Consider the following 25,984-nt stretch of genomic DNA (forward strand, 5'->3'; position numbering starts at 1 on the left):
GCATAGGCGCTCAACGGGCAGCACGTCAGCATTGAGAGCGCTTCCTCACAGACTTTCGATATTGACACGAAAGTACAGTGTTTCCCGGCTCCTTTGCATCCCGGCGATGGACCATGCGGTGGCGCCGGTCTCGTTGCCTTGATTGTCTGCGCCATCACCACAGCTAAGTTTCCCGATCACACGCTGCCGGAATTCGTCATGGACAAACAAACTGTTCTCCCTCTGGACCTCGCTCCCGCCTTGCGCGTGTTCGCATCCCCCGAACTCGAACTCATTTTCCACACGCCTCAACTGATTGGGAAGCGCAGCGGATGGTGGGGCCATGTGCCATTCGCCTTCTGGATCATGGCTGCATGTGAGCCCCGCCTGTTTGTCGAACTGGGGACTCACAATGGTGTTTCTTATGCGGCTTTCTGCGAGGCTGTCGCGCGGAAGCGGTTGGCCACGCGCTGTTTCGCCGTCGACACCTGGCAGGGCGACGAACATGCCGGCATTTATGGCGAGCAGGTATATGGCGAGTTGCGGCTGTTTCACGACAGGAACTACAGGGCATTCTCGGAACTGATGCGCTGTACTTTCGACGATGCGCAGACGCATTTTGCCGATGGCAGCATCGATTTGCTGCATATCGATGGCTTCCATACGTATGAGGCTGTCAAGCACGACTTCGAGACATGGTTACCCAAGCTATCTGATCGAGCGGTTGTGCTTTTTCACGACATCAACGTCCACGAGCGCGACTTCGGTGTGTACAAACTTTTCGCCGAGTTGCGCAGCCGCTATGCCAGCTTCGAGTTTCTTCATGGCCACGGGTTGGGTGTGGTGCTGGTGGGTGCCCAGGCGCCTGCACCGGTCCAGGCACTGTGCGCTATCACCGATCCCACTACGATTCACGCCATTCGGGAGCGCTTTGCGTATCTAGGGGATCGCTGGGTCCTCGCCATGCAGGAGCGGCTGACTGCGGAGTCGGTAGGGCAGCAGGCCGCCGCAGCGGCCGACGCCAGGGAAGCTCAAATCGAGGCCCGGCTGCGAGAGGAGATCGGCGCTCAGCACAGCGCGTCGAGCCGCGCAGCAGATGACGTGTCGGCGCTCGTCAGTGCAAAGGACAGGGCCTTGGCTGAGGCCAATGCTCAGATCGAGACGCACCAGCGCGCGGCTCAGAACGCCTCGGCCGAAAGAGCGGCTTTGATTGCGGAGCAAGCGCGTGCGGCGCAGAACGCCTCGGCCGAAAGAGCGGCTTTGATTGCGGAGCAAGCGCGTGCGGCTCAGAACGCCTCGGCCGAAAGAGCGGCTTTGATTGCGGAGCAAGCGCGTGCGACTCAGAAGGCTGCGGCAGAACGCGAGATTCTGGTACAGGGCCTGGAGAGGGCTTCCCGAACGTCTGCGGATCTGGCTGATCTGAAGGCTCATTTTGCCGACCTGGCTCAGCAGTATGCGGCGATCTTCGAGGACCCCGCCTTTGGCACAAAAGCCAGGGTTCGTCGGCGGCTTCGCCGTATCGTCGCGCGGTTGCGCATGGGAGCGGTGAGGCCGAATGACTTGCGGGCCGCAGAGATACTGCGTCGATCGATCTTTTTCGATCGGAACTGGTATCTCAAGACTAACGCCGACGTGGCTTCTAGCGGCCTCGATCCGGTCGTGCACTATCTCAAGTTTGGTGCCGTGGAGGGGCGGCAGCCAAGCCCATGGTTTTCCGGGACGGATTATCTCGAGAGAAATCAAGATCTCGGCGCCCACGTCAATCCGCTGCTGCACTACATCGAGTGTGGACGCAACGAAGGGCGTAAGGGCGGCGTCCTGAACGATCGGCTGGATCTCGATAGCCTCTTGCATGGCGAGCGGGAAGTGGGAGTGCATGGCGGTCGCGAGATCGACGATGTGAACTTCGATGACCTTTTGCAGCGTGCCAGAGCCGCTCTCGAAGCGCCGGTGCCCGATGTCCGTATCGCAATGCCACGGCTTGCTCGGCCCAGCAAGAAAGCCGACGTTGCCAGGCCGCATGACTACGCCGCGTGGTGTGAAATGCGGCTCAACGAACGCCGGAGCCAGTTCAGTGTTCGCCGACATCAGGCGTGGAATCACTTGATCACGGTGGTGGCGTACGGGGAGAAAGCTGAGTCTGACGAGGGGCTTTCCCGCACGCTTTCGTCGCTGCGAGGGCAGACGTACCGCAACGTCGAAATTCTGGTCGCCGGACCGTGTAATGCCGATGCCGACGACTACATGTCGCTGCGCGGCCTTTTCGTTGAACCGGCGCTCGAGCCGCTCCAGTTGCTGTCCAATCCCGCCGACGATCGTCTGTGGCGCGGAAGCCATCTGGTCTTTGCACCCGCCGGCACGACTTTCGATCCGGATGCGTTCGCGCTTCTGAACGAGGCGCTTTCGGGGGCGCGCGGTAAGTCGTCACCCGATCTGGTGATATGCGATCACGATCGTCGGTCAGAACAGGGCTCACTCCGTGAGCCTTGCTTTGCTCCCGGCTGGGATCCGGACTTGATTGCCGAACTGGACTATGTCGGCACAGCCTTCATGGCATCTCGCAAGCTGATTCTTGAGCAGCGCGCTGATGGCCGCCCCGACACCTTGCATGGCTGGCTGCGTGGTGTCGCAGCCGCTCCGGCGCCCATTACCGTGGCGCATCTGGTCGAGCCGATCATGCACTTGCCCGTTGGGTTGCCGCAACTTATTGAGTCGCATCCGGTTTTCGCAAATGGTGGGAATCTACCGTCGGTCGCGATCGTGATTCCCAATCGCGACCGGCCGGAACTGCTCGAACGCTGCGTCCGGTTCCTCGAGCATTTCGAAGGCCCCGCACCGGAACTGGTGATTGTGGACCACTCGAGCACGGATCTGCGCACGCTCGCGCTTTACGACCAGTTGCAGGCACGCTACGGCGCTGTAATCCGGCGTGTTAGCGGCCGCTTTAATTTCTCCCGCATGGTCAACATTGGTGTGGCCGCATCGAGCGCGGAAGCCATCGTACTGTTGAACAACGATGTCGAGATCACAGTGCCTGGCCAACTCGAAATGATGATCCGGCACGCGGTCCGCCCAGAGGTCGGCGTGGTGGGTGCGCATCTGTTGTACCCGGATGGCACCGTGCAGCATGCGGGTATGCTGCTGGAACCCGGACCAAACAGACGTCAGCCCGTCATTCCTCGTCACGTGCTGCGAGGTGCACCGCAGACGTCTGAGGGCTACCTGCATGCGCTGCGTACCGTGCGGAACTATCAGGTCGTCACGGGCGCGTTGCTGGTCACGCGGCGGGCGGTGTTCGAGCGCGCGGGTGGTTGCGACGAAGTGAGTTTGCCCGTCGAGTACAACGACGTGGATTACTGCCTGTGCGCCCGGGCGATGGGTCTGCGCGTTATCGCTGTGCCGACGCAAGGAATTTACCATAACGAGTCTTCAACGCGCGGGACGGAGGACACCCCGGAAGTGATCCAGTTGCGCGCCGCGAATTCGGCCATGATGGCTTCTCGCTGGGGCGATACTCTGATTCATGATCCTTTCCGCAATCCCTGGGCGGAAATTGGCGATGTACCGCAAGTGCGCTTTCCCTGGACGGAGACGGAGAATAATCGATGAGCAAAGCTGATTCGGCGCACGAGAACCTCGCGCCTCTTGCATTCAATCGGGGGGCGTCGGCTGATCCGGCCAGTCTGCATATGGTCGCGAAACTGGTTGGCGTATTCGATGAAGCCTGGTACTGCGAAGCCTATCCGGATGTGGTCGCCGCCGGTCTCGATCCGTATGCTCACTACATGGGAAGCGGTTGGCGCGAGGGCCGGCAGCCTGCGAAATGGTTCGATGTCGAAGGTTATGCTGCCCGCTTCCCGGGGTTTCGTCCCGCAGAGGACAACCCGGTGCTGCATTTTTTCGAGCACGGACTCACGGATCCGCAGTTTCATAAGCAGTTGGGAATGGACCTATGGGGTGGCTCGCAGGACGATCAACCATCCCAAATCTCGAAGGCCTTGCAGAATGGTCTGTGCATTACTGGCTATTTGCGCTCCGAAATAGGGCTTGGCCAGGCGGCGCGCAACCTGACTTACGCATGCGATACGGCGCGCTTGCCTATCTCGATGCGAAACCTTCCGTTGCCGGGCCGTCAAAACGATCTGGAATTCAGGAGCAAGTGCAATTCACCTGTGGACCGCAAGGCCAACCTGGTTCTGGTTGGATTGCCCGCCGTCGTCGACATGCAGGCGGAAGTCGCGCCCGGGCGTTTGAACGTCTTCTACCCGTTTTGGGAGCTCGAGCGTATTCCCAAGGAGTGGCATGCCGCGATTCGAAACTTCGATGAAGTCTGGCTACCTTCGAGTTTTGTCGCGAGGGGCTTTGCAGAGATACCCGGCCTTGTTGTGCGCGATGTTCCGCAGCCAGTACGCTTGCCCAGAGAGGTACCCCCTTCGCGTGGGGGCTCGACACTGCGTTTCTTGACCTATATGGACACGGATTCGTGGGTTTCGAGGAAAAACCCGAAGGCGGCGGTCGAGGCGTTTTGCGCGGCGTTTGCACTGAACCGTCGGGACGTGGAACTGACCGTAAAGCTGCGTGGCGATCGCGGCGATGGGCTGCGTCAATGGCTAGGGGAGGTCGCGGCGAAGGATGACCGGATTCACGTCGTCGATCGCACGCTCAATCGGGCCGAGATGGACGCGCTGATGGTGGAGAACGATGTGTTCATTTCGCTGCATCGCTCCGAGGGTTTCGGCTTCGGCGCCGCTGAGGCGCTTGCGGCGGGCAGGGCAGTCGTTTCAACCGACTACAGCGCCACGACGGATTTCATCGACGAGCAAACCGGCTTTCCTGTCGCCTGTTCGATGGTGCCGGTGGGTCCCGGTGAATACATTCGCACGGAGAATCAGGTTTGGGCGGAGGTGAACCTGGACGCAGCAGTTGCCGCGTTGCGTGCAATCGAGGCAAACCCCGCCGAGGCGCGCGCGCGCGCGATGCGCGGCTTTGCCGTGCTTCAAGACCGCTTTTCACCGGCTGTCGTCGGCAAGGAGATCGGGCGGATTCTGGGTGAGCACGGGCTGATTTGATCGAACGGGTGAACACCCGGCGGAGCGGGTCCTCGCCGGGTTTCACCCTTCGAGCACGGCAGCTGGGATCGGCGTGCCCGCGTCGAGATCGACGTTTGACGCTTTGCCGAGAATCGCATCCAGATATTTCGGCGCGAGCCCAAGCCCCGGGCGAATGCTGCGCACGTTTTCCAGTGTGAACAGCTCGCCTTTGCGGATCGGGCGAACGGCGTACAGTGATCGGCGGAACTGCACGTTGCCTTTCTCGCTTTCCTTGCGCTCATAGCTTACGCGGCCAAGCGCGGCCCAAGCGGTTCGCGCGTTGCGCACGAGCGATTCAAGGTCCCGCGGTTCGAGCGAAAAACTGTCGTCGGGGCCGCCGGCGCTGCGGTCGAGCGTCACGTGTTTCTCGATTAGCGCCGCGCCGCACCCAATGCTCGCGATGGCGGTGGTGTTATCCAGCGTATGATCCGACAGCCCGCCCACTACGCCAAAACGGTCGGCGAGGTCGGCGATCGTACGCAGGTTGTACTCTTCTGCTGGCGCCGGATAGGCGCTAACGCAATGCAGTACGACGAGTTGCGTGCAACCGGCATCGCGCGCGGCCGCGATCGCTTCCCCGATTTCGCTTTCGTCCGCCATGCCGGTCGATATGATCATAGGTTTGCGCGTGCTCGCGGCATAGCGGATCAACGGCAGATCGACCGCCTCGAAGGAGGCGATCTTGTAAGCTGGCGCGTTCAGATCCTCGAGCAGATCCACGGCGGTGCGGTCGAACGGCGAGCTGAAGATCGTGATGCCGAGAGAGAGCGCGCGGTCGAAAAGCGGCTTGTGCCACTCCCATGGCATGTGGGCCCACTGGTAAAGCTCGTACAGCGACTTGCCGTGCCAAAGGCCGCCTTGGATCTGAAACTCAGGGCGGTCTGAGTCGATGGTGATGGTGTCGGGGCGATAGGACTGCAGTTTCACCGCGTCAGCGCCGGCGTGCTTTGCCGCTTCGACGATGGCGAATGCTGTGTCGAGGCTGCCGTTATGGTTCGCGGACAGTTCCGCGACGATATAAGGCGGGCAATCCGCGCCTATCGTGCGCCCGTCGATTTCGACGCGCAATGCCCGTTGCGTGTCTGCAGTCATGAAGCCACCTCGTCTAGCCTGAGCTTTTGCCGGATCGCAGCTCGTCGCTGTTGCCATTCGTCGTTCAGAATGCCCAGCAAAACGACGTCGCAGTAGCGTTCGCCGTTGTAATGATGTTCACGCAGCGTGCCTTCGATTGTGAAGCCGAACGACTGATGGAGTTGGATGACCGCTCGGTTGAAGTCGAGCACCTCGCAGTGTAGTCGGAGCAGGGCGAGTTCGTTGAACGCGTACTCGAGCGCCAGGTATTCCATTGCCGAGCCGGTGCCGCGTGGTGCGTCGGGTGAGGCATAGAATGCCCAACTCGATCGCTTGTTGTTCGTGTCGATAGCCGTAAAGCCAATCACCCCGCGGCCAACCCCATCACGCTCGAACACGAAATAACGCTTCGTATTATCCCCTTCGACGCGTGCGAACCATGCGCGGTGCTCCTCCGGCGAGATCTCGTGGCTCGTGTACATGTTCTGGCGCACGGCTGGGGCGTTGCGCCACGAAAGAATCATGTCGAGATCCGCTTGTGTCAGCGGTCGTATATGCATCAGTCGGCTCCCGTGTTCGTGAGTCGCTCCACGATGCGGCGTGCGCCGTATCCATCGACCTCCGCGAGGATGCGCGCGCGGCGCTGCAATAGCCGTTGTGCGCCGGGGTCGAGTTCGGCCAATGCATGCTCGTAGGACTCGACTGACGCCTGCCGCCAGTCACCAAGATAGTCGACGAGTCCAAGCGCGGCAAGATCGCGCGCGAGCGGCAGCTGATTCTCCGCGACGCTGGTCAGCGTGCTGTTCAAACCCGTGCAAAAGCGCTCCCAGTTCGTTGCACCACAGGCGCCAAATGCGTAGTCGGCCTCGGCCATCATGCGTGCCATGCTGTGCAGATGCCGATGCACTTGCACCCGAGGCAGCGTCGCTGCGAATTCAGCGAGCGCCGTTGCGCGCGGATTGCCGATCCCGGTGACGATGTCTGCGCTCAGGTCGTCTCGCCCCACTCGCGCCCAGGCCTGCAGGAATCGTGACGCTTCACCGGTTGCGTCGACACCGCCAAAAAATACGAGTATGCGATACGGTGCCGCGAACCGTTTCGCTTTCACGGATGCGCGCTGGCGCGCGAAATCAGGGGACAACAACGCATGCCTCGGGCCGAGCAGCAGATCGCAGCCTTGCGGCACGAACGCGGTATAGCGCGTTTCCCGGTCCACGTACAGGTTCTGGTCGAGCAGCAGATCGCAGTCGTGGTGCCGATTGGCCAGGTCGTCAATCACCATGATGTGCCGGGCATGTGCGCGCATCCGGCTTTCCCACTGCGCGTCGACCGCGTAGTGATCGACGATCAGCCAATCCACTGGCTCGCCGCCGCCGAGAATCGCTGCCGTATCGCGCGCATCGTCTTCTTGCGAGCAGCCGAGCCACTGCGCGTAGATGTCAGCCGGCATACGGCCGGCCTCAGGTGTCCCGGTGATCGGGAGTCGCACGCATTCGATCCCGCGCGACTCGATCGTCGCAGCAAGATGCCCATCATGCTCGCGCGTGATGAAACGCACGTGGCAACCGTGTTCGAGCAGCGCCGCTGCGAGCGTCATGCATCGCATCACGTGACCGCTGCCGATGGCGGAAGACGCATCCGCCCGTATCGCAACCTGCATTGGCCTCATCGCGCCACCGTCAGCGCGCGATACATCAATTCGGCCTGCAACCAGTCCTCTTCCGTATCGATGTCCTGCACGCGGTAGCGCGGCAGCACTACTGGCACCGCTGTGTCGGAGAACACCGGGAGCGCCTGCGCAAAGGCGCTTGCGCGTCCCCAGTAGAACTGGCCGGCGTCGTGGTATGCAGGCTCCAGATCCTGCGAACGCGTTTCGCGGTGCTCCGGCTGAAACATGGCCACGCGTCCTGCTCGCGTAATGCGGATCGCGCGCTGAATCGGAAACGCATAGCTCGTGACACTGAACGCATAGTCGGCCTGCTGTTCGCGGAGAAGGTCCCAGCCGCGGCGCAGATCGTTCGCCTCCAGGAACAAGGCGGTTGCATAAATGCAGCACACCCACTCCACGGGCTCGCTTTGCAGCGAAGCCATGCTGCTGATTGCGTGCTGCACGACCGCCAGCGTGGCGGTGTGGTCGTCGGCAAGCGCCGCAGGCCGACGAAAGGGCACGTGAGCGCCGTGGCGCAACGCAACATCGGCGATTTCGTCGTCGTCGGTCGATACGATCACGCGATCGAAACAGCCAGATTCAATGGCAGCGGCGATAGGGTACGCGATTGCCGGCTTGCCGTTGAAGGCGCGCATGTTCTTGCGGGGAATGCGCTTGCTACCGCCGCGCGCAGGTATGACTGCCAGTTTCATGGGGTGAGTGCGGCCCGCAACGCCTCGACGACGTAGTCCTGCTCTGCATCGGTCAGCGTTGGATACATCGGCAGGCTGATCGCCTCCGGGTAATAGCGTTCTGCTTCGGGAAAATCGCCTTGCTTAAAGCCGAGCGCCTGGTAGTAGGGTTGTGTATGGACCGGGATGTAATGCAGATTCACGCCGATACCCGCTTCTCGCAAGCGCGTGAAAACCTGTACGTGCGTAACTGGGATGCGGACGGTTTGCAGCCGAACCACATACAGATGCCATGCCGAATAGACATCAGGCGCTTGCCACGGTGTCGTGACCGGCAGATCGGCGAGCAGCACATCGTATCGTTGCGCGATTTCGTGCCGTCGCGTGACGTATTCGTCGAGGCGCTCCATCTGCGAGATGCCGAGTGCGGCTTGCAGGTCCGTCATCCGGTAGTTGTAACCGAGCGCAATCTGCTGATAGTACCAGGGGCCGTCGGACGGCTGAGTCATGTGCTGCGGATCGCGCGTGATGCCGTGGCTGCGCAACAGGCTCAGACGCTCCGCGAGGGCGTCGTCGTTCGTGATTGCGATGCCACCCTCCGCTGTGGTCACGATCTTTACCGGATGAAAACTGAATACGGTGATGTCGGCGTATCGACCGTCGCCGATGTAGTGCCCCTGATACTTGCCGCCGATCGCGTGCGATGCGTCTTCGATCACACGAAAGCCATACTCGCGGCTCAATGCATGAATGGCGGCCATGTTGCACGACTGGCCACATAGATGCACCGGTATCACGACTTTGGGCAGCGTACCCGTTGCGCGCGCGCGCTCAAGCTTCTCCTTTAGCTTTGCAGGATCGAGATTGAACGTGCGCGGATCGATGTCGACGAAATCCACTTGTGCACCGCAATATAGCGCGCAGTTCGATGACGCGACGAACGTGACAGGACTCGTCCACACGCGGTCACCAGCGCCCACACCGAGCGCGAGACACGCGATGTGCAGTGCGGAAGTCGCGCTGTTCACTGCGCGCGCATGCCGCGCGCCCACTTTCGCCGCAACAAGTGCCTCGAAACGCGGAACCATTGGCCCTTGGGTCAGGAAGTCCGACGTGAGCACGGCCGTTACGGCGTCGATATCCTTTTGCGTAATGTGCTGTCGACCGTACGGGATCATTCAGATACCTGCGATACGGTTGAATTCCGCAATTTCACCCATGTTCAGGAAGCGGATATTCGTGCCCGAGTTGTATTCGAAGCCTTGCGGCACGCGCACCCCGCGCTCGTCGAGGAGGTTCGTGGTGAAATCATTGTCCTGGCGATTGAACGTGATGGTGGGCCCCAGCACGTAGTGATCGTCGAACTCGATCGTCAGATGCGAATCATCGGCTGGGCACATCACTTCGTGCAGTTTCTCGCCGGGCCGGATTCCGACAATGCGCTGCGGCAATTCGGGTGCCATCGACGTCGCTAACTCGACGATACGCACGGATGGAATTTTTGGCACGAAGATTTCGCCCCCCTTCATGCGTTGAAAATTCTTCAGTACGAAGTCCACGCCGTCGTCGAGCGTGATCCAGAAACGCGTCATGTCGGGATGTGTGATCGGCAGATGGTCGTTGCCGTTTGCAATCAGCCGTTTGAAAAAGGGGACGACCGAGCCACGCGAGCCTACGACATTGCCGTAGCGCACGACTGAAAACGTCGTGCGGTGTCCGCCTGCCATGTTGTTCGCGGCGACAAACAATTTGTCCGACGCGAGCTTGGTCGCACCGTACAGATTAATGGGGTTGGCAGCCTTGTCCGTTGAGAGTGCAATGACTTTCTCGACTTCATTCTCAATCGCGGCGCGAATCACGTTCTCGGCGCCATGAATGTTAGTCTTGATGCATTCCGTCGGATTGTATTCGGCAGCGGGGACCTGTTTGAGCGCTGCTGCGTGTACGATGAAATCGACGCCGCGGGTGGCCTGGATCAGGCGTTCAGCATCGCGCACGTCGCCGATGAAATAGCGCATGCATGACTGATCGAACTCCTGTTGCATTTCAAATTGTTTCAATTCGTCACGGGAAAATACAACCAGTCGCCGTGGTTGGTATTGCGCCAGAATGTTGCGTACGAATTTCCTGCCGAACGATCCTGTTCCGCCTGTGACGAGAATTGACTTGCCGTTGAACATCGCTGACTCGATTTTAAAACTCAAATATACTATATATATAGTTCTTTGCCAGTATGGAGCGTTATGAGCGTTGTCGATCAGGCAACTCTTTGCCATGAAATTGGCCCTGAAGATGCGATCTTTGTCGTAAACGGGGCCGAAGTGCGTCACCTGCAACAGATCGACGAGGCAGCATTTGCACGGGTCAGGATACTCCCGTTGTCGCTGCATGCGCTGGGTGGGGCGTTAAGAACTTCGCATCCGCGCGTATTTGATTACCGAATATTAATTGACTACGCGGCCATTGCCGACGAATACCATCGCGTTTTTCCGCAATTGTCCAACGAGTGGCTCGGCGATATGGGGTTGCATTGCCAGATCGAAGGAATCGATCTGGCCAGGTTGGACGCGCCGGCGCAGTTTCAATTCTTTTTACACGCCCAGCATATCGCGCGCCTGGCGGAGAAGATCGTGCAGCAGCATGATACGGTCCGCCGCTTCTATGTCTTTTCGGGCGATCCGCTCACGCCGCTCGACTTCTACTTCGACTCCGACGTCACTGCAGCCGTTATTCGCTATGTGTGTGAGCGCTTGGGCCGTCCATCGAGCACCCTCGTAGTTTCGTCGCCGCCAGCCCATATGCCGGCACCCGTCGCGCCCGAAGCGAACCAGATTCAATCAGGAATGCAGAGTGATAGGGCGTTTGGCGGCGCGCGCATCGGACTAGTACCAGCAACATTGCGCGGCGTTCAACAACTCTATTCCGCGTTCGACGAGCTTCACTTCGATGCATTGCTGTTCGCGTCAGAGACTTGGGGAACGCCGCTGCCCAATTCGGCGGATAGCGCGGTGTCGAAGTCCGTCGTGACTTTTTCGAGCCAGGACGCATCGCGCGATGACGATATCGGCCCAAAACTGCACGAGTTGCGAAAGCGCATCTCGAAGAAAATTTCATCGAGTTCGTTGCCGGCGTGCATACGGGATAACCGATATCTGGATTTCCAGTTCGACCATATCGTGACGAAGCGATGGTTGGGGTACGCGCGGCTCATTCGCCAGGCGTCGGCGCTCGTAAAAGAGCGTCCACTGGAACTGCTCATACGCAGCGATCACTTCACGGCCGAGGGGGCGGTGCTCTCGCATCTCTACCGGCGGGCTGGGACGCCGGTGATGGTCGCACTGCATTCATCCTGGCCTGTTGACATCAACTGGCGCTCACCGCGCCACAGCGATTTCGCGCTGGCTTGGTCGAAAAGCAGTGCGCGGCGGATTGCGCAGTGCGATCCCCGCACGCGCGTGTGCACCGTGGGCGACGCCGTGCAGGACACGTTTCGCCGCATCTACCCATACGAGGAAGAGAATGCGCCGCTGCGTACCATTACCGAATCGGTGCGTAGAAAGAAGGTCGTCCTGCTGCTGACCAACGCAATCGAAATCCACGCGGTGCCCATAACCGACCCCGTCGCTTACTTCGAAACGTGCGCTGCACTCGCCAGCATTCCGGCCGGTTTGCGCGATCGCGTGGCGTTGCTCGTGAGAACGAAGCCGGGTCCCTTTGGTGAAGACCCCATTCTGTACGAAGCCTTTTCGGGTCTTGCCGGCGCGAGTTCGACGGGACTCGCGTCGCTTGGGTTCGACGATTGTCTGCGCCTTGCCGATTGTGTGGTCGGCGTAAACGTACCGACCTCGGCATATTGGGACGTGTTGCGCGGGCAGGTGCCGCTCGTTCATCTGCAGACTTCGGATGCGGTTGCGCTGCACCCTGATCTGCCCGCGGACGTGGTTGGCTGCATCACGGACGGGGCTCGCATTTGGGATGAGATCGCGCCCGTGCTCTTCGACGAGACGCACCGCAGGCAACTCATCGAGCGTCAACGCGCGTTCTTCGAGAGCGAGCACCGGCCAGAGCACGAGCTTGCTGAAGCGCCGTTGCTCGATGCATTGCGGCTGGCGTGCCGGCCAGCGCTCATGAGCCGGCTGGCGACAGCTTCGAAGCGCTGGGGCGCTGCATTGCGGCGTGCATTTTCATCGGGCGCGGAGCCGGTCGAGACTACGGATCGGGCCAACGGCAACTCGCCTGCGCGTGCGCCGTTTGAGGCAGTGGGACCGAAACTAGATGATCTCGTGTTGACGCGAGCGGTGACGGCGGGTCATGTCGACGAGGTCAGCATGTCCTTTGACGGGCGGACGATCATAGTTCGCGGCTGGGCTGCGGCTTTGACCCCTGGGCAACCGGCGAAGCGCATTCACGTGTTCGTCAACGAGGTGCATCGTGGCGGGGGCGAGACGGCAATCGAGCGCCCGGACGTGGCTGCGGCCACCGGCAATCCGGACATTCTGACGAGCGGCTTCTGGCTGAAGGTGGAGGCCGGGCCGAAGTTCGATCTTTCCGGTCTTGCGATCTACGGTCAACTGGCGGACGGAACCTGCTTTGAAGTCCCGCTGCCACGACGGCGTGAGGGCAGCGTGAGCGGGAGCCCCGGCCACGCGATGTCGACGCCCTGTTAGCCGAAGCAGCCGGCGAGGAAAAGCCATGCGCGCACGGCGGCCGAGCAGGCCTTGAGGAAATTCGCGGTGACGCGAAAATGGATCAGGTGCTGAAGGACGTTCCTTTCAAGGACGCAACCCCAGGGATTGAAAGCGCACCGGCTCCTCGAGCGCTCGCCGCCTGATCATGTCGTACCGCCCGCATACATTAATATTGACTCTGGCATAGCCTCAGTTTCAGCCATCGTACCTGTCCTTTAAAAAACTAGATGGACAGATGGACACGATCGCCGCCCGCGTTTCCGCCGTCTTAAGGATGCCTTTCCAGTTCGCTTACACGTATACTCTATGAGGTTTGTCGGCCACACCAAGGGTCTTCGGCATCTACTAACACTGGCAATCGCCCATCCTTTGGGCGGAAATTCGGGGGAGGATATGGCAGAGCTTCGCAGTCCGGCATCGGAGGATGGCTCAACGTTGGCTTACTATTTGTCACGTTGGCCTTGGCAGGAGATCGCTGTTTTTGTAGTTATTGCCACGGCTATATTGCTGGCTAACTGGCCATTGATCGACATGGTCCATTACGAGGTAGGCGACTTTGCCGCCAACGGTCTGTTAATCCAGAAAGCCAAAGTACTGGATCTGTGGGTTGGGAATTATTCGAGAATTGGAGTTAATCACCCTGGCCCCGCGATCCTCTACGTGTTGGCTTTCGGTGAGATGGTGCTGTTTGACTGGATGCACGTCGTGCCATCCCCATTTTCAGGACAAATGGTTGCGGCGATTCTTTATAATTCATTCTGGATAGCGCTTGCCTTTAGCATGCTGAAGCGGTTATCCGAATCGGTAAGCTTTGCCGGAGTCGCGACTGCGGTATTTCTTTCCATCACAGCCTGCGTGCATTTTCAGTTTTTTGCGGGCATGTGGTTCCCAGAGCTGTATTTTTTCCCGTTTGCCGCGATGCTGATTGCGGCGGCGAGGTTTGCGTCAGGCCGGGCGGACATGCTCCTTTCGCTGGCCCTGAGCTCCGGATTTTTGATTAATGGGCATGTGTCGTTTGTTTCAACGCTGGGTATTCTCTTCTTCTTGAGTCTTGCATATAACCGGGCTGTCTATGGGGCTGGCCGTGGGGCGCAGTCCATGTTCGGACGGACCTATTGGCAGGAGAATGGCGGAAAGGTCATCCGGTCGGCAATTTTGCTGTTCCTGTTTTTTATTCCGTTGCTCTTCGAGACTATTCGTCATTTCCCAGGTCCGCTTGCGACCTACATACGATTTGGCCACTCGCATCAGGCCAATACGCTAGGGCAGGCAGCCAGGTACACCGGACATTACTGGGGGGGAGGATGGTGGTTTGCTGCCGGTCTTCTGTTGATGGCTGCTATATTCTTTTATGCCACCAGACGTAAAAAATATCTGTTTTATGAGAATATCCGGGCGGTCATTGCGCTGTTGATTTCGGCAACATTGGCAATGTTGTTTTATTCAAAATTTGGCGTAGATTTTCTGGATATGGATTATATGGGGTATTTCTATTACTCCGTCCCGGCTCTGGCTGTTGGTGTGACGTCGGCCTGTGTATGGTCGTCTCTTGGTTTGAAACAGCAATGGCTCGTAGTGGTGCTGGTGTTGGTTTTGCTTGGCGTTGCATACAAGAAGATTGACGATAAACCGGCTTACGTCAACCAATATAGTCAACCGAATGTGGTCGACTTGTATGATGCGCTTTTGAAAAGCAAGTCGGATGGAAGGTTGGTGCTGGATTTGGATAATCGTAGTAATTATGAGTATCTCTGGGCTTCCGTGCTGGGTGCAGAGATGTACGCCGCGCGTCGCGGCGTGGATCTATTTTGCGTCAATAAAGGGTGGGCGAACTCGTTTACTGTGGAAGCTAAATGTAATCCATCTGAATTGGCACGTAACGAGAAAATTATTGTGTCGGCGAGTCCGTTGGATGGGAGCCTTGCACTGATTGGCCAGGCAGGAGGTCTATCGCTTTATGGGCGCCCAGATAGTTTTTCCGGAAATAAGAGTTTCTCGGTGAAAACCGATCCGAATCTCTTTGGATATTTCCTCCTCAGAAATGGTTGGTCCCACGTCGAATCGGAATTCGTCTGGATGGAATCTCGGGAGGCCCATCTGCGGTTGAGAGTAAAAGAGGGATTTGCAGGTTCGCTCCAACTGGATCTGAGCGCGTTTATACCGCATCCAGATTCCGTGCAGCGTGCGTCGATTTATATTAATGACAAGCTGGTATCAGAAGTCAGGTTCGATGCGGTAAGGAATCGGCAGACCGTTGTTGTCCCGTTACGTGATCTGAGCGATAGCGAAGTTGACGTCAAGTTTGTCGATTATGATGTCGCTTCGCCAAAGGCTGCGGGGGAGTCCGATGATCCCCGAACTTTGGGTGTTGCGCTGTATGGCTTTGCTCTCGATTCACACAGCCCTTGATTCGGTAGTCCGCCGTATGGACAGAGTTTTGTCTCATGGCGCCGCGAGAGCGGCGCCATCCCGTTGGCTCTCCACAATTGGTGCATCCTCACCCGCTCACGGTGAGTTGGCGAACGCCTACGTGCGACGACAGGTCGTCACGTCGTTAGTGGCGAAAGCTAAACTTCTTGTGCCCGATATAGCTCGTAAAAACCGGCACAACGACACCCACCAGGTGCGCGATATCGCGATCGTGCCAGGTCATCCCCAATTTGGGGAACGCGTAATAGGCGAGGCCGACGCTCACCGCCCACGTCTGCACAATCGCGACAAGATTGACGAGCGTGAAAAAGAACACGGAGCGATGTGTCGACTGCTTGCTTTCCGTAAACACAAACATCTTGGCGAGGATGTACGCTGTGATCATCCCCGTGATGTACGCCACGACGATGGCCGCCGAATAAGGCATCCAAAGGTTATACAAGATGCGGCTGCTCCAGTTCACGGCAGCTGCAAAGCCGCCAGTGAGCAGGAACATCAGGAAGTTCTTCGATACGAAGCCGGTTCGGACCACCGCTTGCGCTCTCGTCATACCATTCTCGCCATCTTGCGCGACAGTCCGATACTCTCGGAAATGCCACGATCCTCCGGGTAGTAATACGACGTATCCGCAACGAGCAGACCCTCGACTGGCAACTGAATCGGCGGCAGCCGATCGAGATACCCGGGCTCGCAGATCGGCTGTGCGAAACGATAGCGACTCGCGCGCACGTCGATGAAGTCATCCGCCGTCAGCGCAGGATTGATCTTCATGAGGTAGCGCTTGACCTTGTCGATGAAAGCGGAGTCCGGTTCCTGATACTTCGGATGTTCACCGGGCACGTAGAACGGCACATACACGACATGCTCGTTGAGCGGGCGCAGGTTCGTGTATTCGACAATGCCGGGAATATCCATTTCCGGATCGTTCGTGTTGAGCCAGAAGTTCTCGGTCACGCGTTTCTTGAGCTTCGCAATCACACAGACCACCGCGACGTTCTTCTTGCTGCGGAACGCTTCGAGAATGTCCGGCGGCAGGTCGGGCATCACGCGCGGCACGTAAGGCAGCGGGATCGTGCTGATCACCTTGTCAAACGCGTGGAATTCACCACCGGCTTCAATGCCTCTGACCTTGCCACCTTCGATCACCACTTTCTGCGCGGGCACGCCGAGCCGGAACTCGCCGCCATGTGCCTCGATGTAGCTGCGCATGCCGTTCAGGAGCGTGTCGGAGCCACCTTCGAGGTAGCCAAGCTTTTCTCGAAAGAGGTCGTAGCGCGAACGACCAATACGGCGAATGCGGCTCCAGATCCACGCCGCCGAGAGGTTGTGCGCGTAGTCGTAGAACTTGTAGTCGAACAGGCGGCGCCAGAGCACCTCCCACGCTTCTTCGCCAATCCACCGTCGAATCCAGCTCGTGGCTTCGACATGATCGAGGGGCTTCCAGTCGTTGCGCTTCGTCGAGAGAAACGCGTGGAGGCCGTAGCGAAACTTCGCGCTCAGGCTCAGGCCTTTGAACTTGAGCAGCGCCATGGGATTGCCCCAGGGCTGTACGCGCCCTTGGTAAAAGTAGCCCATTTTCGTTTCGCACCACTTCATCTTGTCTTCGATACCAAGCTCGCGCAGCACCTCGAAGAACGCGTGATCCGAGATCGCGTGGAAATGGTAGTAACGCTCGATCGACAGGCCGCCGAAGTCGAAGCAGGCCGCCATGCCGCCCACGCGGTCATCGGCCTCGAAGATGATGGGCTTGCGTCCGTCCTTGACAAGTTGATAGGCAGCGCCAAGACCCATCGGTCCCGCGCCGAGCACGGCGATGCGTTCTGTACTCATGTGTCTTCAGAATTCCAGGGCGATGTGGCTGTAGGTCGGATCGTTGAACGTCTCGTCCATGGCTTTGGCGAACGGCGTGGCGCGAATGCCGAAGATGCCTTCCCAATCGATCACCTCGAACTCGTCGCCAGCGGTTAGGGCCTTGAGCTGATCGGCCGTAAACGGCGGGTTCTTGTCGAACACGGCGTAGATCTTCAGCAGCACGTAAAAGAGGCCGTAGGGAATGCGTACGATTGCACAGCGTGCGCGCGTCGCGCGCTTGATCTGCCGGATGATGTCGATGTAGTCGACGCGCTCCAGGCCGCTGATGTTGAACGCTTGCCCCTTGATGCGCGAATCAATGCTGCTGATGATGACGTTGCAGAAGTCGCCGACGTAGAGCGGCTGACGCATGTACTTGCCGCTGCCCGGAATCGGAAACACGGGTACGCGGTGCATGAAACGCGAGAGCCAGCCGAGGTGCTTGCGGTCGAACCAGCCGAACATGAGCGTCGGGCGCAGCACGACGCAGTTGATGCCGGATGCCACGACGATCTCTTCCTGTTCGCGCTTGGTTTGCGTGTACCAGTCGTCGGCGACCGAGTTCACCACCGACGAACTGATGTGCACGGTGTGGGGAATGCCGTATTGCTTGATGACGTCGAGCACGTGGCGCGTTGCCACAATGTTGTTGCGTACGAAAGGCTCGTGGGTCGGCGCACCGATCTGCGCTTGCAGCATGACTACGACGTCGGCGCCCTCGAAGTGCTTGGCCCATTCACCGGGTTCCGCAAGATCCGCATAGATCGCCGTGATGTCCGGATGAACCTGGCGCAGGACTTCGAGGTTGGCTTTGTGCTTGTCGAGTACGACGAGATTGGTGTATCCACGCGCCTTGAGCCGGGCGACCAGATTCTGTCCGACCAAACCGGCGCCGCCAGGAAGAATGATGCGAGTCTGATTCATGCGTTAGCGATTTATTAAATGGATGGCCTACGTGAACTGCCGCTTGCGTGCCCTTAAAGCGACGCCCGTTTGAACGCGAATTTCGGAACGGACCGGATGATCAGCATGATCAGCGACCAGAACCAGGGCGTGTAGAGAACGTCCTTGTTCCTCTCGATTGCGCGCGTAATGTCGGCGGCCACCTTGTCCGGGGTCGCAACGAGCGGGCCAGGCAGCGGTAGGCCCGCAGTCATTGGCGTGGCGACGAAACCAGGCTTGATCGTGACGACATGCCCACCCGCCTTGAAAAGACGGGCGTTCAGACCCTCGCAAAATGCCGAGAGCGCGGCCTTCGCGCTGCCGTAGAGATAGTTCGACGGCCGGCCGCGATCGCCTGCAACAGACGAAATGACGGCGATCGTACCATGGCGCTGTGCCTCGACCAGATTCGCGATCGGCGTGAGCAGCCCGATGATCGATGTGACGTTGGTGTTGAATTCGCGCATCGCCACCGCTGGGTCGGCCTGGCACTGCGCCTGATCGGGCAGGGTCCCCGGCGCGACGAGCACGATATCGAGCGTGCCCAGTTCGGCCTCGCAGCGCGCCAGCATGGCCGCGTGCTGGTCGAGGTCGTTGACGTCGAGTTCATGGCACGCCGCCGCTTTGGCGCCGCGTGCAACGAGGTCGTCGGCGACCTGCTGCAGCCTCTCTGCGCTGCGTGCGACGAGAAAAAAGCTCGCGCCTTGCGCCGCCCAGCGACGGGCACATGCCGTCGCGATGGCCGATGTCGCACCTATGATCAGAATATTCTTCATGTTCGTGTCGTTCGTTCCCAAAACCGTGAAAGCATCGCCGGATCTCGAAGGGATTCCAGTTGCTGCCATTGCGGATAAGCGGCCCGGAAATCCTCGCCGGACATGTGGGCGTCTTTCGCCGGATAGAGCCGGCCACGCGCCTCGCGCACGATCGCGTCGAGGCGCTCGAAAAGCCGCGCATTCTGCGCATCGCGCTGCGGAAAGTCGAGTGCGAGGGAGGTGCCCTCACGCGGAAACGACAGGAGCCCCGGCGACGCGATATCGCCACAGCGCTTGAGCACGGCGAGAAAGGAGCCCGTACCGCTCATCGCTATGGCCTCGAGGATTTCGCGGATGGCGTCGCGCGCGGCCTCGGGCGGCACGACGCACTGGTACTGCTGAAAGCCCTTGCGCCCGTAAATACGGTTCCACTCGAGCAGGCTGTCGAGCGGGTAAAAGTAAGCATCGTAGCTAACTTTCGAGCGCCTCTCGCCGCTGCGCTGACGGTGGTAATACGCGCCATTGAAGGCGCGCAAGGTCAGTGTGTTGAAGATCGGAACGGGCAGCGTCATCGGCACCGTTCGCTTCTTGCGGCGGTCGACTTCGAGCGGTCCACCCCGCGCGTGGTCGCCCACCATGAAGATGCCGCGCCCAAGCGTCGAACCGCGGCTCTGGCAGTCCACCCATGCCACGCTGTACTCATGCAGCGGGTCGAGGCGTTCGGAAAGTGCGAAGAATTCGTCGAGGTTCGAAAAGCGGATGTTCGTCACGTCGATCAGGCTGGATCGGATCGGCATGAGCTGGATTTCAGCCCAAAGGATCAGCCCCGTGAGACCGAGTCCCCCGATCGTTGCCGCGTAAAGATCCGCATGCGCGTCCGGTGCGCATTCGAGCAGCGTGCCGTCGCTGCGGGCCAGTCCAAAGCGGCGCACATGGCGGCCAAAGGTCCCGCGCACGTGGTGATTCTTGCCGTGGACGTCGTTGGCGATCGCGCCGCCCAGCGTCGCGTATTTGGTGCCCGGCGTGACAGGCAACATCCAGCCACGCGGAATGGCGACCTCGAGGATCTGTTCGAGCGTGACGCCCGGTTCTGCGCGCAATACGCCAGTCGCCCAGTCGGCCGCGATCAGTCGGTCGAGCGGCAACGTCTGCAGCACATGGTCCGATGCGGCGAGGCAACTGTCACCATAGCTGCGGCCGTTGCCGAATGCGAGCGCGTTGCCGTTTGCTTCGATTACCTCACGCCAGGTCGCGGCCGCACGGTCACGCCACGCAATTGCATGTGCCTGTTGCGGGAGGGCGGGATAGCGGCCCCAGGATAGCACCGTATCCATCGATCAGGTCGCTGCCCAGAACACGAGGCAGCAAAGCGCCAGCACTGCAAGGCTCACGCGGTCGCGCGCGGCGAAGACGATCGGGTCGTCGTGCATCTGGCCACGGTGCGTAATGATCCACGTGCGGCTCACCCAGTAGAGCAGCAGCGGGCACGCTAGCCAGATGAACTGCGCATGCCGGTAGAGCCGCGCCGTGTTGCCGTCCTGGATATACATGGCGAGCACGAGCACAGAGAGATAACCGGACGCAGTGCCCAGCGATGAGATGAGCGGCAAGTCGCTCGCAAGGTAGCCGCGGCCACGCGTTTTGGCGAGCCCGCGCGCTTGCATCGAATAGAGTTCGGCATAGCGCTTCACGAGTGCGAGGCTCAGGAAGATGAACATCGAGAACGCGAGCAACCAGAACGTGAGGTGACCGCCGATGGCGGCTGTTCCGGCGATGATGCGAGTGGTATAGAGCATCGCCAGCACGACGACATCCACCATCACCTGACGCTTGAGGTATATCGAGTAGGCGAGCGTGAGCGCGTAGTACCCAAGCAACACGACGGCAAAGCGCCATGGCAGGAAAATCGCGGTCAGCGCGAAGGCCCCCGCAAGCAGGACAGGGAAGAGTGCTATCCCCCAGGTGAGCGGTAGCGCGCCAGAAGCTAGCGGGCGTTTGCGCTTGGTCGGATGGTGCCGGTCGTCCTCGAGATCGAGCATGTCGTTGAGCAGGTACACGCTCGATGCACAGAGTCCGAAGGCGAAGAAAGCGATCAGCGCTGCGACGATGAGGTCCGGGTGGGCGATCTTGTGCGCGGCTAGCAGCGGTATGAAAATCAGCAGGTTCTTCAGCCATTGATGCAGGCGCAACGACTTCGTCCAGGTCTTCAACGCCGGTGGACGCGATTCGATCACACGCTCGACATTGCCGATCTTGCGGGCAGCGCGTTCGACGCCGCTCCCCGGATTCACGACATACGCGCGTGCAGCGGATTGCCAGACCGCGATGTCGTCGTGCGAATTGCCTGCGTAGTCAAAGTTCTTTTCGCCAAATTCGGCCACCAGCTTGTCGCGTTTGCGCTGAGACGAGAGGTTGACACCGTCTGCGGTCGCGAAGGTCTGGTCAAAGAGGCCCAGGTGGTCGGCAATGGCGTGGGCATAGCGCTCGTGGCTGGCAGTCGCGAGCACGAGCGGGCGTCCGGATTCGCGCTCCGCCTTGAGCCAATCGAGCACCTGCACGTCATAAGGCAGGACGGTGACGTCGACATTGGTGTTTTCGGCGAGGCCAGCCTTGAGGGCCGGTTTGCCGCCGCGCGCGAGCCACATGAGTGGTCGGTAAAACCGCAGCGGCGCGGATTTGAGATACGCGAATCCCGATTCGATTAGCACATCCGATCGAATCAACGTGCCATCGAGGTCAACAACGAGTGGTCTGCTGCGCATACAGTCGGCCAGTTGGCAGTGGGTTTATAGAGTGTGGCTTACTGGGCGCGCGTCTCGATCCGTCCGAATCCTGCGCCGTTTTCAAGCCAGGAATTTTACCCGGAACTTGTGCCCCCGTTACAGGCTTGCCGGCGATCTGTTGTCGCCTGCGCACTGTTTACGGCTTGCGCTGCGGATCGCTGGCACCCTGATCTGGAGACGGTCGAAGGTGCACAGGCGCATTCACGCGGGCGGTTGGACATTGCCGGTGTCGAAGGACTGCGCATCAGGTATTTCGCAGTATCGACCGGTATCGAGCCTGCCAAAAAGCCGAATTTCGGGGTCCGTCGGGCGCTTGAAAAAGCCTGTCCAGCCGCCGTAACGATCTTTAGATCCAGTGACCGGCGCAAGATCCGGACGTTGTGCGCCGGTGATGCCTGTACCTAGCACCTTGCCGAAACGATCGGCGATGACGATCGACGAGACGTATTGCTTGTCGGCCGGGTCGTAAAGCCATCCGGTGGCTGCGAAACGGTCAGGGGTCGCGGTCGCGCTAATGCTATCAATTTTACCGATGCATTGCGCACTCGCCGAGACCGCCTCGGGCGGCACCGCGTAGTCGCGCTGGTCCGGGGCGAAAATGGAGAGTCCCGCAGCCTGCGCGCGCTTGGCAACCGCCTCTAACGCCGCTGGGTTGGGGTAGATCATGGCCGTATAAGGGGCGTCGTAGACGTTTGCGCGCACCGCGAGGCCCGCTACGCGTTTCGCGTACAGTTCGCGTTGCGTCGAGTGAAATACCATGCGCTGCGCAATCGCAATCATGACGAGCACAAAAACGAAACCACCGACGAGCCAGCGTCGCAGTTCAGGACGCGTTTCATTGAGCCAAAGAAAAGCGAGGAGTGATGCGGTCATCAGCAGTGGCGCGGTGGTATAGCGCGACAACGTAGCGGTATCGACGCCAAAGCCAATTCGGCCAGCAGCGGTGACGAACGCACTAGCACTGATGAACACGGCCATGGCTAGCAGCGCGGAGCCGATGATTGCGCGACGTTGCCGGGCAATCCATAGCGCATAAATGAAGCTCACGAGTACGACTGCGCCCCAAAGGGCGCTTATCACCATGCCCAGGCACCCCCAGATCGCCGGCGAGCCGAGATAGAGCAGGGCGTAGAGCAGAACGCCAAGAGGATGGTGCACCACTGCGTCGCGCAATCCCCCGCTCGGCGAATTCGAATGCCAGCCCGTGAAGTAGGTCAGCCAGATTGCCACCGTCGCTAGGGCGATCACAACAAGGCGCATACGCGGTGTACGGAGGTACGCAGCCTGAACGCCGAGCACTGGGGCGACGAGGACACCGCTGACCATCGACAGCGCTGCCATGATCGTGCTGCAGATGGCAAGTGCGAACCATCCAGCTGAGGACGCAGATGCACCTCGAAAGCGGGCACTTTCGCTGAGCTCGAGGGCGTCGAATGCGCAGAGTCCGAACAGGTACACGGCGAACCACTGATTCTGGAAGCCCCACGTAAAGTTCTCTGCCTGCATCCAGGCGAATGCGAAGGCAAGCACGCCACCGACGCCGATCATCCGTGATGCGCGCGAATGCGTCAGATTTCGACTGGTGATCCGATAGAGCGCGATGGCGATCAACGTCGCAAGGACTACGTTCGCAGCGAGGTCGAGCACGTTGCGCCCACCGAGGTAGCGCATGTCCGCGAAGAAGATGAGTCGTGAAAAGAACAGGCGATGCTCGTTGTGCAGACCAAAAAACGCCGTCCATGGATCTGCGAGCGCATCCATGTAGAAACCGAGTGTGCCGTCCCACTGGTCTCCGTATGGGACCGGGGAGAAGTGGAAAACAACTCCGGCCAAGGTCGTCGCGAAGATCGTGACCCCGAGCGAGAGGACGACCACCGGCCAGAAAATGCGGTTTTTTGTCAGATATTTGAAATAGGACACGGCAAAGGTTTCATTTTGGTTTCCAAACCTGGTCAACAGGCAAATCCATAAGGTGCTTCTGGCAATCGCGCCGCATGCCCATCGACGCCCATTTATTTGCCCGCCGGCCGCGCCCGGGCGCTACTGTACTATTCGCCCGCATTAGCGGACAACCGTTCGGCGAGGGCATTAATGCGCCTTGCATTGCCTTATCTGCGTAACAAATAGAAAAGTGGGTTGCCGAGAGCGGCCATTTTCAAGCAAACTAGTTGTTTTCAATCGACCCCGTTTAATCGGACGGCATCAAATGGTGCCGGATCGTCGCGTTTCCAGATGACAGTGAGTGCGGTATCCAGCATGGATCACGGCGTGGTGTCCGTATCGGTGGTCGTCTTTCATCCAGACCAACAACTGCTTGCGCGAACTTTTGCCAGTCTTGCGCAGGCCGGTGCCAAATTGGCGCGCTCTGCGCCTGGCAGGTCGATTCACCTGTATCTCGTCGACAACGGTGGCATGCCCGAGATGCGCGGCGGCCTGGCCACCGCCTTGTCGCAAGCAGGCATCGCCTGCACGGTTATCTCCGGGCACGGGAACGTCGGCTACGGGCGCGGTCACAATCTGGCGATCGAGCGCGCATCGAGCGGTTATCACCTCGTGCTCAATCCCGACGTGGACATCGACTCCAGCGCGTTAGCCGAGGCGGTGACGTTTCTGGAGGCACATCCCGAAGCCGGCCTGCTTACGCCGGCCATCGTCGACGATGCCGGCCAGCTTCAATATCTTTGCCGACAGTATCCGACCCTCGTTGATCTATTCGTACGCGGCTTCCTGCCTCGCGCCGCTCGCCGGCCTTTTGAGGCACGCCTCGCCCGCTACGAGATGCGCGCGCAAATCAACGAGCATGACACGATCTGGGATCCACCGATCGTGAGCGGCTGTTTCATGCTGTTTCGCACGAACGTGCTCAAAAAGCTCGCGGGCTTCGATGCGCGCTATTTTCTCTACTTTGAGGACTACGATCTCAGCCTGCGTGCGCACGATGTCACGCGCGTCGTCTATGAGCCGTCGGTGCGGGTGTTGCACCACGGCGGCGGCGCATCACGCAAGGGGCTGGCGCACATCCGGATGTTCCTCGCGTCGGCATTCAAGTTCTATAACCGGTTCGGGTGGAAATGGCTTTGAGCCGCGTATTGGTAACCGGTGCAAATGGTCTCGTAGGGAGATCGCTGTGCGCAACGCTCTCCCGGCATGGCCACGACGTGACCGCGCTGCTGCGGCGTGGCAATGTTGGCCTGGACGCTGTGCGTGAATGGCAGCACGAAGCGGCGGATTTCGTGGGACTTCAAGAGGCGTGGCCGAACGATTTGTCCCCAGATTGCGTTGTGCATCTGGCTGCACGCGTCCACGTGATGCGTGATGACGCACCCGATCCATCGGCGGCGTTCCATGCGACGAACGTCGAGGGCACACTGCGCGTTGCCCGTGCGGCGCAGGCCAGTGGAGCCCGGCGCATGGTATTCGTGAGCAGTATCAAGGCTGTGGCGGAAGTGGACGGTGGCGTTCCGCTTGCGGAATCGGTGCTGCCCATGCCGCTCGACCCGTACGGACTTTCGAAGCGGGCGGCGGAGGAGGCGCTCTGGCGTTTGCGCGAGGAAACAGGATTGGAAGTCGTGGTTGTTCGGCCGCCGCTCGTTTATGGTCCCGGAGTCGGAGCCAATTTTTTGCAGATGATGGACGCGCTTTGGCGCGGCGTGCCGCTACCGCTCGGTTCAGTGAATGCGCGGCGCAGTCTCGTGTACACCGAAAATCTGGCCGATGCGCTCATGCGTTGCGTCACCGACCCACGAGCGGCCAACGCCTGCTTTCACGTGGCTGATGCCGACGACCTTTCGGTCGCCCAGTTGCTGCGCAGCCTCGGCCGCCACCTCTCGAAGCCCGCGCGCCTGATTCCCGTTCCGACGGGGCTGCTGCGTGCCGCCGGCGTGCTGACCGGCCGCGCCGCCCAACTGGAGCGTCTGACGTCCAGCCTGCAAGTCGACACGTCGCTGATTCACGAGCGGCTCGGCTGGCAACCGCCGTTTGCGGTGGAGGAGGGGCTGGAAGCGACTGCTCGTTGGTATCGTGCGACGCACTGAATTCGCGGAGACCGTACACGT

The 25,984-nt window shown here is 59.9% G+C and carries 19 protein-coding genes; 6 read left to right on the forward strand and 13 right to left on the reverse strand.

The window, feature by feature from the left end; genetic code table 11:
- Positions 1 to 198 precede the first annotated feature (198 nt).
- The gene (locus L0U83_RS03010; protein WP_233880368.1) at positions 199 to 3,588 is read left to right on the forward strand and encodes a class I SAM-dependent methyltransferase; all 3,390 of its coding nucleotides are present in this window, start codon (positions 199 to 201) and stop codon (positions 3,586 to 3,588) included.
- Positions 3,585 to 5,048 (forward strand): glycosyltransferase, encoded by a 1,464-nt coding sequence (locus L0U83_RS03015; RefSeq protein WP_233880370.1) that lies wholly within the window; start codon positions 3,585 to 3,587, stop codon positions 5,046 to 5,048. The genes L0U83_RS03010 and L0U83_RS03015 overlap by 4 nt, the downstream gene beginning before the upstream one ends.
- A gap of 42 nt (positions 5,049 to 5,090) precedes the next feature.
- Here L0U83_RS03015 and pseI read toward each other — a convergent pair whose 3' ends face one another.
- The 6 genes from pseI to pseB are packed head-to-tail and all read right to left on the reverse strand — an operon-like array spanning position 5,091 to position 10,660.
- Entirely contained in the window at positions 5,091 to 6,161 is a 1,071-nt protein-coding gene (gene pseI, locus L0U83_RS03020) for a pseudaminic acid synthase (RefSeq protein ID WP_233880372.1), read from the reverse strand.
- Positions 6,158 to 6,700, reverse strand: a complete 543-nt coding sequence (gene pseH, locus L0U83_RS03025; protein WP_267939196.1) for a UDP-4-amino-4,6-dideoxy-N-acetyl-beta-L-altrosamine N-acetyltransferase — start codon at positions 6,698 to 6,700, stop codon at positions 6,158 to 6,160. The genes pseI and pseH overlap by 4 nt, the downstream gene beginning before the upstream one ends.
- Complete coding sequence (gene pseG, locus L0U83_RS03030) at positions 6,700 to 7,809, reverse strand: UDP-2,4-diacetamido-2,4,6-trideoxy-beta-L-altropyranose hydrolase (RefSeq protein ID WP_308445015.1); 1,110 nt, start codon at positions 7,807 to 7,809, stop codon at positions 6,700 to 6,702. The genes pseH and pseG overlap by 1 nt, the downstream gene beginning before the upstream one ends.
- Positions 7,806 to 8,501: a pseudaminic acid cytidylyltransferase gene (gene pseF / locus L0U83_RS03035; RefSeq protein ID WP_233880376.1), complete on the reverse strand. Its 696-nt coding sequence runs from the start codon at positions 8,499 to 8,501 to the stop codon at positions 7,806 to 7,808. The genes pseG and pseF overlap by 4 nt, the downstream gene beginning before the upstream one ends.
- Positions 8,498 to 9,658 carry a UDP-4-amino-4,6-dideoxy-N-acetyl-beta-L-altrosamine transaminase gene (gene pseC / locus L0U83_RS03040; RefSeq protein WP_233880384.1) on the reverse strand — a complete coding sequence of 387 codons (1,161 nt, stop codon included), beginning with the start codon at positions 9,656 to 9,658 and terminating at the stop codon, positions 8,498 to 8,500. Before pseC ends, pseF begins: the two co-directional genes overlap by 4 nt.
- Complete coding sequence (gene pseB, locus L0U83_RS03045; RefSeq protein WP_233880386.1) at positions 9,659 to 10,660, reverse strand: UDP-N-acetylglucosamine 4,6-dehydratase (inverting); 1,002 nt, start codon at positions 10,658 to 10,660, stop codon at positions 9,659 to 9,661.
- Between the two features lie 450 nt (positions 10,661 to 11,110).
- Here pseB and L0U83_RS03050 point away from each other — a divergent pair, with 450 nt between their 5' ends.
- Together L0U83_RS03050 and L0U83_RS03055 are read left to right on the forward strand one after the other, a co-directional pair.
- The gene (locus L0U83_RS03050; protein ID WP_233880388.1) at positions 11,111 to 13,147 is read left to right on the forward strand and encodes a hypothetical protein; all 2,037 of its coding nucleotides are present in this window, start codon (positions 11,111 to 11,113) and stop codon (positions 13,145 to 13,147) included.
- 414 nt (positions 13,148 to 13,561) lie between these two features.
- Positions 13,562 to 15,577: a hypothetical protein gene (locus L0U83_RS03055; RefSeq protein ID WP_233880390.1), complete on the forward strand. Its 2,016-nt coding sequence runs from the start codon at positions 13,562 to 13,564 to the stop codon at positions 15,575 to 15,577.
- A gap of 145 nt (positions 15,578 to 15,722) precedes the next feature.
- Here the strand turns inward: L0U83_RS03055 and L0U83_RS03060 are convergent, their stop codons facing one another.
- The 7 genes from L0U83_RS03060 to L0U83_RS03090 form a co-directional block, all read right to left on the reverse strand.
- Positions 15,723 to 16,148, reverse strand: a complete 426-nt coding sequence (locus tag L0U83_RS03060) for a GtrA family protein (protein ID WP_233880392.1) — start codon at positions 16,146 to 16,148, stop codon at positions 15,723 to 15,725.
- Positions 16,145 to 17,428 carry an NAD(P)/FAD-dependent oxidoreductase gene (locus L0U83_RS03065; RefSeq protein ID WP_233880394.1) on the reverse strand — a complete coding sequence of 428 codons (1,284 nt, stop codon included), beginning with the start codon at positions 17,426 to 17,428 and terminating at the stop codon, positions 16,145 to 16,147. Before L0U83_RS03065 ends, L0U83_RS03060 begins: the two co-directional genes overlap by 4 nt.
- Before the next feature lie 6 nt (positions 17,429 to 17,434).
- A complete protein-coding gene (locus tag L0U83_RS03070; protein ID WP_233880396.1) occupies positions 17,435 to 18,373 on the reverse strand; it encodes an NAD-dependent epimerase/dehydratase family protein in 939 nt (312 codons plus the stop codon).
- Positions 18,374 to 18,426: 53 nt separating this feature from the next.
- Positions 18,427 to 19,167: an SDR family oxidoreductase gene (locus L0U83_RS03075; protein WP_233880398.1), complete on the reverse strand. Its 741-nt coding sequence runs from the start codon at positions 19,165 to 19,167 to the stop codon at positions 18,427 to 18,429.
- Positions 19,164 to 20,480 (reverse strand): FAD-binding oxidoreductase, encoded by a 1,317-nt coding sequence (locus L0U83_RS03080; protein WP_233880400.1) that lies wholly within the window; start codon positions 20,478 to 20,480, stop codon positions 19,164 to 19,166. The genes L0U83_RS03075 and L0U83_RS03080 overlap by 4 nt, the downstream gene beginning before the upstream one ends.
- A gap of 3 nt (positions 20,481 to 20,483) precedes the next feature.
- Positions 20,484 to 21,908 carry a UbiA family prenyltransferase gene (locus L0U83_RS03085; RefSeq protein ID WP_233880403.1) on the reverse strand — a complete coding sequence of 475 codons (1,425 nt, stop codon included), beginning with the start codon at positions 21,906 to 21,908 and terminating at the stop codon, positions 20,484 to 20,486.
- Positions 21,909 to 22,130: 222 nt separating this feature from the next.
- On the reverse strand, positions 22,131 to 23,849 hold the full coding sequence (locus L0U83_RS03090; RefSeq protein ID WP_233880406.1) for a hypothetical protein: 1,719 nt from the start codon (positions 23,847 to 23,849) through the stop codon (positions 22,131 to 22,133).
- 336 nt (positions 23,850 to 24,185) lie between these two features.
- On the opposite strand from L0U83_RS03090, the gene L0U83_RS03095 reads away from it, so the two are divergent.
- Positions 24,186 to 25,010, forward strand: a complete 825-nt coding sequence (locus L0U83_RS03095; protein WP_233880408.1) for a glycosyltransferase family 2 protein — start codon at positions 24,186 to 24,188, stop codon at positions 25,008 to 25,010.
- Entirely contained in the window at positions 25,007 to 25,963 is a 957-nt protein-coding gene (locus L0U83_RS03100) for a UDP-glucose 4-epimerase family protein (protein WP_233880410.1), read from the forward strand. The genes L0U83_RS03095 and L0U83_RS03100 overlap by 4 nt, the downstream gene beginning before the upstream one ends.
- Positions 25,964 to 25,984: the final 21 nt, after the last annotated feature.

Origin of the sequence: Paraburkholderia flagellata, from assembly GCF_021390645.1 — a bacterium.
In the GTDB taxonomy this organism is placed as follows: domain Bacteria; phylum Pseudomonadota; class Gammaproteobacteria; order Burkholderiales; family Burkholderiaceae; genus Paraburkholderia; species Paraburkholderia flagellata.